8 protein-coding genes are annotated in these 8,542 nt (G+C 66.7%); 7 read left to right on the top strand and 1 reads right to left on the bottom strand.

Going from position 1 to position 8,542, the window contains the following annotated elements; translation table 11 throughout:
- The first annotated feature begins 54 nt into the window (after positions 1–54).
- The 4 genes from serB to leuA all read left to right on the top strand — a co-directional run bounded on the left by serB (position 55) and on the right by leuA (position 3,687).
- Positions 55–1,278, top strand: a complete 1,224-nt coding sequence (serB, locus tag ACGTN6_RS05835) for a phosphoserine phosphatase SerB (RefSeq protein ID WP_394590357.1) — start codon at positions 55–57, stop codon at positions 1,276–1,278.
- A 76-nt stretch (positions 1,279–1,354) separates the two neighbouring features.
- Positions 1,355–1,612 (top strand): TIGR02647 family protein, encoded by a 258-nt coding sequence (locus ACGTN6_RS05840; RefSeq protein WP_394590358.1) that lies wholly within the window; start codon positions 1,355–1,357, stop codon positions 1,610–1,612.
- Positions 1,613–1,795: 183 nt separating this feature from the next.
- The gene (locus ACGTN6_RS05845) at positions 1,796–1,948 is read left to right on the top strand and encodes a hypothetical protein (protein WP_394590359.1); all 153 of its coding nucleotides are present in this window, start codon (positions 1,796–1,798) and stop codon (positions 1,946–1,948) included.
- Between the two features lie 32 nt (positions 1,949–1,980).
- Positions 1,981–3,687: a 2-isopropylmalate synthase gene (gene leuA, locus ACGTN6_RS05850; protein WP_394590360.1), complete on the top strand. Its 1,707-nt coding sequence runs from the start codon at positions 1,981–1,983 to the stop codon at positions 3,685–3,687.
- A 145-nt stretch (positions 3,688–3,832) separates the two neighbouring features.
- On the opposite strand, the gene ACGTN6_RS05855 is transcribed toward leuA, so the two are convergent.
- Positions 3,833–4,858 (bottom strand): helix-turn-helix domain-containing protein, encoded by a 1,026-nt coding sequence (locus ACGTN6_RS05855; protein WP_394590361.1) that lies wholly within the window; start codon positions 4,856–4,858, stop codon positions 3,833–3,835.
- Positions 4,859–5,033: 175 nt separating this feature from the next.
- On the opposite strand from ACGTN6_RS05855, the gene ACGTN6_RS05860 reads away from it, so the two are divergent.
- The 3 genes from ACGTN6_RS05860 to ACGTN6_RS05870 all read left to right on the top strand — a co-directional run.
- Positions 5,034–7,154, top strand: coding sequence for a TonB-dependent siderophore receptor (locus ACGTN6_RS05860; protein ID WP_394590362.1), 2,121 nt, complete (start codon positions 5,034–5,036; stop codon positions 7,152–7,154).
- Between the two features lie 112 nt (positions 7,155–7,266).
- Positions 7,267–8,106 (top strand): alpha/beta hydrolase, encoded by an 840-nt coding sequence (locus ACGTN6_RS05865; RefSeq protein WP_394590363.1) that lies wholly within the window; start codon positions 7,267–7,269, stop codon positions 8,104–8,106.
- 153 nt (positions 8,107–8,259) lie between these two features.
- The coding region (locus ACGTN6_RS05870) for a transposase (RefSeq protein WP_394590364.1) at positions 8,260–8,542 on the top strand (283 nt) is incomplete at its 3' end.

Genomic DNA, 8,542 nt, shown 5'->3' on the forward strand with positions numbered 1-8,542 from the left:
GCAACCGGCACACTTCCGGCTTCCAGCTTCGAGCTTCTAGCTATCGAGGTTGCAATGACTAGACGACTATTGATCCGCGCCAGCGGTCCCGCCAGGCCCGGCCAACTGGCCGGCCTGGGCCGGGCGTTGGCCCAGAGCGGCGCCCGGCTGCTGGATATCAACCAGAGCGTGACCTTCGGCATCGTGTCGCTGGAGGCGCTGGTGGGGCTCGATCATGACGTGGACCTGGAAGGGGCCCTGGCGGCGGCCGGCGACCACCTGGGGCTCGATGTCCAGGCCATCCAGGTCAGCGCCGAGGACTATCACCGCTGGAGCGTGCAGGCCAGCCAACCGCGGCTGATCATGACCCTGCTGGCGCCGCACCTGCCGGCGGGCATCCTGGCCGAGGTCGGCGCGCTGACCGCCGAGCACGGCCTGACCGTGGAACTGATCCATCGGCTCTCCGGGCGCGAGCCGCTGGACGGCGGCGTTCCCGGCGAGCACGACGCCATCCAGGGTGCCTGCGTCGAGTGCTGGCTGCGCGGCGACGAGGTCGACCTCGAAGCCCTGCGCGAGAAGGCCCTGGCGTTGGGCGCGGCCCACGGCGTCGACATCGCCCTGCAGGAAGATTCGATCTGGCGTCGGCACCGTCGCCTGGTGTGCTTCGACATGGATTCGACCCTGATCCAGGCCGAGGTGATCGACGAGCTGGCGCGCCGCCACGGTGTCTACGATGAGGTCGCCGAGGTCACCGAGCGGGCCATGCGCGGCGAGCTGGATTTCCAGCAGAGCTTTCGCGAGCGCATGGCGAAGCTCCGCGGCCTCGACGAGTCGGTGCTCGCCGAGATCGCCGAGGAGCTGCCGCTGATGGACGGCCTGGAGCGCTTGATGGGCCAACTCAAGCGGCTGGGTTACCGCACCGCTATCCTCTCCGGCGGCTTCACCTACTTCGCGCGTCACCTGCAGGACAAGCTCGGCTTCGACGAGGTGCATGCCAACGAACTGGTGATCGAGGGCGGCAAGGTCACCGGGGAGGTTCGCGAGCCGATCGTCGACGCCGACCGCAAGGCCGCGCTGCTCCACGAGATCGCCGAGCGCGAGGGCCTGGCCATGGAGCAGACCATCGCCGTGGGCGACGGGGCCAACGACCTCAAGATGCTGGCCGCCGCCGGGCTCGGCATCGCCTTCCGCGCCAAGCCGCTGGTGCGTCAACGGGCCCGGCATTCCATCTCCACCCTGGGGCTGGACGCGGTGCTCTACCTGATCGGCTACCGGCAGGGCGATCTCGAGGAGGGATGAGGCGGTTTTCGCTGGCGTCGTCGGGCCAGGCGGGGTAGCGTCGAGGGACGCTCACGACAACGCCAAGGAAAGCGCCATGCCACAGCCCAGCTATACCCCGGAACTGCTCGACGAACTCAAGGTGCTCGGCCTGTTCAACCCGGTCAATCACCAGGAAGGCATCAAGGTACACTCGAACGCCGAACCGGAGATGATCGAGGCCACTCAACGCCTGCATCGCAAGGGGCTGGTCACCCAGGCCGATGGCGGTTACCTCACCGCCCTCGGGCAGGAAGCGGCCGAGCATGCCCGCGACCTGATGACCATCCTCGGCTCGGCGGAATTGAGCACCTGAGCCTCGCACGGAGCGGCCCGGAGGCAGGCAGGAGTTGACAAGCCGTCTCCGGGCTGATTTGCTAGAGCCATGAACACGACATCGTACAACCTCGTTCTCGACCTACGACTACTAGCCCGCCGCTGAGTGCGCTGGGCGATGCCTCTTGCATCGTCGTCTGTTTCGTCGAACCGAGGTTGTCACATGTCCCACACCGCTAACGCTATTTCCATGAACATCGCCGCTGCCTGTGTCGTACGCGCCGCCCGACCGGTTCGTCGGGTCGTGATGATCATGACCGAACACTTCGACGACGCCCCGTCTGCCTTCCGGCAGCCGGGGCGTCGCCGTTTCTGAATCCAACAAACCGCTCCTGGGAGAACGCCGCCATGATGCTCGATAACCCCTCCGCCAAATACCGCCCCTTCGTGGCCATCGACCTGCCCGATCGCCAGTGGCCCAGCCGCCGCATCGAGACGCCCCCCCAGTGGTGCGCGGTCGACCTGCGCGATGGCAACCAGGCATTGATCGATCCCATGGACCAGGAACGCAAGCAGCGCTTCTTCGACCTGCTGGTGAAGATCGGCTTCAAGCAGATCGAGGTCGGCTTTCCCTCCGCCTCCCAGACCGACTTCGACTTCGTGCGTTCGTTGATCGAGGACGACAAGGTGCCGGACGACGTCACCATCCAGGTGCTCACCCAGGCGCGCCCGCATCTCATCGACCGCACCTTCGAGGCGCTCAAGGGGGCGAAGAATGCCATCGTGCACGTCTACAACGCCACCGACCCGGTGTTTCGCCGCGTGGTGTTCAACGTCAACAAGGCCGAGTGCATCCAGATCGCCGTGGATGCCACCACTCGCATCCGCGAGCACATGGCAGCGGCGCCGGAGACGAACTGGACCTTCCAATACTCCCCGGAGCTGTTCACTACCACTGAAATGGATTTCGCGGTGGAGATCGTCGATGCCGTGGAGGCGACTTACGGCGGCAGCGCCGACAAGCCCATGATCGTCAACCTGCCGGCCACGGTGGAGTGCGCCACGCCCAACAACTATGCCGACCAGATCGAGTGGTTCTGCCGCCACGTCGCCCATCGCGATCATCTGATCGTCAGCGTCCATCCGCACAACGACCGCGGCACCGGCGTCGCCGCCGCCGAGCTGACCGTGATGGCCGGTGCCGACCGCGTCGAGGGCTGCTTGTTCGGCAACGGTGAGCGTACCGGTAACGTCGACCTCGTTACCCTGGCGATGAATCTCTACACCCAGGGCGTGCACCCGGGGCTCGACTTCTCCAACATCACGCCGATCATGCGTGAGGTGGAGTATTGCAACCAGCTGCCGGTGCACCCTCGTCATCCCTATGTCGGCGACCTGGTGTTCACCGCCTTTTCCGGTTCCCACCAGGATGCCATCAAGAAAGGCATGGCCGAACGTCGCGAAAACCCGGACGGCGTTTGGGCCGTGCCCTACTTGCCGATCGATCCGCTCGACGTGGGGCGCAGCTACGAGGCGGTGATCCGCGTCAACAGCCAGTCCGGCAAGGGCGGGGTCTCCTACCTGCTCGAGCAGGAGCATGGCATCGAACTTCCGCGCCGCCTGTCCATCGAGTTCAGCCAGGTGGTACAGGAAGTGGCCGACCGACTGGGCAAGGAGATCACCTCCGAGATGATCTACCAGGCGTTCGTGGACGAGTATCTGGACCAGCGCGTGCCGTTCGGCCTGATCAGCCATCGCATGTCCTCCGAGCCGGACAGCCCCACCGTTAGCCTCGAGGCCACCATCGAGGAGGGCGGCGAGCGGCGCGTCATCCAGGGGCAGGGTAACGGGCCGCTGGCGGCCTTCATCAAGTCGCTGGCCGCCGAGGGTCACGACGTGGAGATCATCGACTACCACGAGCACTCCCGAGGCCAGGGGGCCGACGCCGAGGCGATCGCCTACGTGGAAGTGCGCGTCAACGGCGAGTCGGTGTTCGGCGTCGGCACCGACGAGAGCATCACCAGCGCTTCGATCAAGGGCGTGCTGAGTGCCATCAACCGCAAGCACTCCACTGAGGCCCCGGCGGCCAATGTCACCGCCGCCACCTTAGCTTGAAGCCATAAGCTGGAAGCTTGAAGGAAGAACAACCCCATCGGGTCCTCCCGGTGGGGTTGTTCTTTCTGGGTCGCGAATACGCTGGGCTGCGGGCTGCGGGCTGCGGGCTGCGGGCTGCGGGCTGCGGGCTGCGGGCTGCGGGCAACTACAAGGGTGAATCGGCCTCGACTGCCGCCGGTCCGGTGTTGTCAGCGGCCCGGCATTCGCTGGGCGTGATGCCGAACGCGCGCTTGAAGGCGGTGGCGAAGTTGGGCGCGCTGGAATAGCCGGCGAGATCCGCCGCTGCATCGATGCTCAGGCCCTGACGGGAGAGCGCTGCATGGGCGGCGGCCAGGCGCTGCCGTCGCAGAAAGCGCCCTAGCGACTGGCCTTGACGGGCCCGGAAGCGACGCTGCAGGCAACTGAGGCTCATGCCTAGCCGTCGGGCCAGCTCGGCCTGGCTGGTTTGGTGCGCCTGGCCGCCGTCGATCATGGCCATCAGTCGGTCGAGGCGCGGGTCCGCGGCGTGCAGCGCAGGTGTCCGGCTCGAGGGCGGCTCCTCGGCGGCCAGCGCCTCGCCGACCATGGCCAGCGCGAACCCGTGAAGCTGCAGCTGCCGGGCGCTTCCTTCGCCGGCCAGGGTCTTCGTGCCGAAGCACTGATGGGCGAGGGTCAGCAGGCCGGGGGAGGGGTGCCAGCGTGTCAGCCTTGGGTCGGGGCCGGTATCGGTGAGGTGTCGGGCATGGCCATGACGGGCCAGCCACTCCGAGGAGAGCGTCAGGATCAGCGTTCGCTCGTGGCCGCCGGCGCGTCCGAAGCGGGTGAACGGCGTCGCGCGGTTCAGCGCCGCCAGCAGGCCGATGCTGGTGCTCGACGGCCCCAGGCTCAGGGTGTCGCGGGCGTAGCGAACCCGTGCCGTGCCGCCGATGACCATGGCGACCTTGAGGCCCTCGGGCAGTTCGGCATGGCTGGTGAGGCCGAAGCGGTCGCGTACGTCGACCAGGCGAAGGTGCATGCCCGGTTGGAGTTCGGTGAGGTGCATGCGCCCGTCGAGCAGAGGCGCGTCCGGCCCCTGAGGCGTATCCGGCACCTCGACGCGGTAGCGATGGACCATGGCTACCGCCAGCGACTCGAGCCTCTGGACGCCGATGCCCGGTGCGGGGTGAGCGGGCCCGGTGGCCAATCCGTTCATGGCGACGGTGTCCTCCTCGTGCCGGCATTCGGCATCGTTCTCAAAGCGATGAGCCGCCTTCGCAAAGGCGGCCGTGTCGAAGGGCTGTCATAATGCGGCGCGCCGGAGGTTATTGCAACGCATTCGCATCTGTGGTGGCGAGCCGGCTGACCACGCGACGACAAGGGAACACGACATGACGATACGAGAAGGGGCCATCGGCCGATCCGCCTCGCTCCTGGGAGGCCTGGTAGCCGCTCTGGGCATCAACCAGACGGTGCTGGCACAGTCGATCGAGGAGGCGTCCCGTCTCGATACCATCACCGTCGAGGGCAATCGCCTCTACGGCATGCTGCCCTCGGAACAGACCGGCGGCTATAGCGTCGATGCCGCCACCGTCGGCACCAAGACACCCGCCGCACTGCGCGATATCCCCCAATCGGTGAGCGTGGTGACGCGCGATGCCATCGAGGACCGCAACTTCGACACCCTCGACCAGCTGGCCGGCCGCACGCCCGGCGTGCGGGTGCTGACCAACGATGCGGGGCGCTCGTCGATCACGGCCCGGGGCTATGAATACGACGAATATAATATCGACGGGCTGCCGGCGCCGATGTCGAGCCGCGAAGGCACGCTGCCGAGTCTGGTGGCCTTCGACCGGGTCGAGATCATGCGTGGCCCCTCGGGGCTGTTCAACAGCACCAGCGAGATGGGGGGCATCGTCAACCTGGTGCGCAAGCGGGCGACCGACCGCTTCCAGGGGCATGTGGTGGGTCGCTACGGTAGCTGGGACCAGCGTTACCTGGAGACGGACCTCTCCGGTCCGATCGATGCCGCGGGCCGGATTCGCGGCCGGGTGGTGGTGGCCGGCAGCGATACCGACGGTTTCGTCGACCACAACGACAACCAGCGGCAGACCTTCTACGGGACCCTCGACGCCGACCTCAGCGAGGCGACGACGCTGTCGCTGGCCTTCCTGCGCCAGGAGAAGGACATCGCGGTCAACAACGGCCAGGCCACCGATGTCGAAGGCGACCTGCTCTATCCGGACCCGGATACCTTCCACGGTGCTGACTGGAACGACTTCACGATGTACAGCAACGACGGGCTGGTCGAGCTGACCCACCGGTTCGCCGGCGGCGGCTACGGTCGGATCGGGGCGCGGTATTCCGAGCGCCAGACCGAGTACAACTATGCCTATGGCGGAAGCGGCATCGCCGAAGACGGCTCCCTGGCGGCGTCCGGTGCGGCCGGAGACTTCGACAGCCAGGCGCTGTCGCTGGATGCCAGCTACAGCCAGCCCTTCGAGGCGCTGGGCCAGGTCAGCGAGTTCGTCGCCGGGCTCGACCACAAGCGCTATGACAACGATGGACGTGCCGGGCGGGCGCGCCTGGGCAACACCACCGTCGAGGACATCCACGACCTGGCCTATGTCGATATCCTCGAGACCCACCTGGCGTCCGAAACCAGCGACAGCCTCGAGGAAACCGGGCTCTACTCCAAGCTGACCTTCCGCCCCCTCGCCTCGCTGGCACTGATCGCCGGGGGCCGCCTGAGCCAGTACGAGGTGACGCTGGAGAACCATCTCGACGGCAGCGAGCACGATCGGGAGGGCCACGAGTTCACCGGCTACGCCGGCCTGGTCTATGACCTCGACGCGGCGCACTCCCTGTATGCCAGCTACTCGGAAGTCTTCAAGCCGCAGACCTCCTATGGCGCCGACGGTGACCTGATCGAGCCCCGCGAGGGCACCCAGTACGAGGTCGGCATCAAGGGCAGCTATTTCGGGGGCGATCTCAATGCGCGGCTCTCGGCCTTCCGCCTCTACGACGAGAACAATGCCGTCGGCGTGGTGGGCGAGACCTACTCTGCGCCCATCGGCAAGCGCCGCGTCCAGGGGGCCGAGCTGGAGGTGACCGGCTCGCCGCTGCCCGGCTGGGACCTGATCGCCGGCTACACCTACATGGATACCGAGCTGCAGGAGGGCGATCGAGTCCCGCCGACCTTCACCCTGGCCCCGCGCAACATCGTCACGTTGTGGAGCCAGTACGGCTTCAGCGAGGGCGCCCTGGCGGGCGTGCATCTCGGCGCCGGCATGACGGCGATGAGCGACTTCGGGACCAGCGCCGTGGAGGCTCCGGGCTATGCCGTCTTCGACGCCATGCTCGGCTATGACTTTACGCCGCGCCTGAAGGGGCAGTTGAACGTCAACAACCTCTTCGATCGCGAGTACTACAGCCGAGTCGGTGGTACCAGCACCTTCAACATGGCGGGCGAACCCGCCAGCGTCGTCGCCTCGCTGCGCTATGACTTCTGAGTCGTGCGTCCCGTCCGTCATCTCCGGGCGTCACGGCCGACCGTGTCGCCGTCCATTCCGACCCACGGCCCTCTTCGGGGGGCTGCTGCTGTTACTCTTCACGGTTGCTGTCATGGCACACGGCGAGACGCACGACGGTGTCACCCTGCCCGATACCCGGGCCTTCACCCTGTTGGCTCCCGAGAGCGGGCGAGACTACCGCATCGAGGTCGCCCTGCCCGAGGCGCCGCCGCCGGCGGAGGGCTATCCGGTCCTCTATCTGCTCGATGGCAACGCACGGCTGCCGCTGGTGCAGGCCGCCCGCGACACCCTGTCGCCGCCCGGCCCCGAGAACAGCCAATTGCTGATCGTGGCCATCGGTTACCCCGGTGTGGCACGTTTCGACTTCGAGCGACGGGCCGAGGATTACACGCCCCCGCAGGGCGGGCCGGAGGACATCGAAGGGCCAGCCGACGGGGCGGACGCCTTCCTGGCGTTCATCGAGACGCGGCTCAAGCCGGAGATCGCCGCGCGTTTTCCGGTCGATCGCGACCGCGAGGCGCTATTCGGCCATTCCTACGGCGGGCTCTTCGCGTTGCATGCGCTGATGACGCGGCCGGCGAGCTTCGAGCGCTTTATCGCGATCAGTCCGTCGCTGTGGTGGTACGGGAATCGCCCCCTCGACACCCTGGCCGCCCAGTTGCCGCCCGCCGGGGCAAACGACGTCGCTCCCCGGGTGCTGATCGGGGTCGGGGGGCTCGAGCAGACGCCGCGCGAGGCCATGCGCGGCACGCCCCGGGCGAAGCGGATGCGGGACAGGGCAATGGTCGACAACGCGCGTCGCTTCGCCGACTGGCTCGCCGAGCGCCACGACGGCTGGCGAGTGCGCTTCATGAACTTCCCCGGCGAGCACCATGGCAGCGTGATGTGGCCGGCGACCCGGGCGGCGTTGACGTTCCTCAAGGAACCATGAGCTTCAGCTCGAAGCGAGAAGATCGCGGCTGACGCCGCTGGTAGAAGGAAGTACGGCGCTTCGCGCCTTGAAGAGGGAAGAAGAACCACCATCCTGGCTGATGTGCCCCTGAATTTGTAGACACCTTACCTGCAACCCCGGAGGTAAGGTGCTATGCGCTTGAAAACCCGTCGCCAGTACTCCCTGGAGTTCAAACGCCATGTGGTCCAGCATTCGCTGGAGTCACCCGAATCTGTCGCCCGCGTGGCGAGGCGGTTTGGATTGAACCCGAAGATGCTCTGCCGTTGGAGGCGAGAACTCGTGACCACGGACGACCAACAGCCCAAGAGAGTGCCCAATACGGGTCCCCACAAGAGCCAGCGTGAGCTGGAGCGCGAAAACCGACAGCTCAAAAAGCGTCTCGAGCGGGCCGAGCTGGAAGTGGAAGTGCTAAAAA

This window comes from Halomonas sp. B23F22_20, assembly GCF_043496985.1.
Taxonomy (GTDB): Bacteria; Pseudomonadota; Gammaproteobacteria; order Pseudomonadales; family Halomonadaceae; genus Halomonas.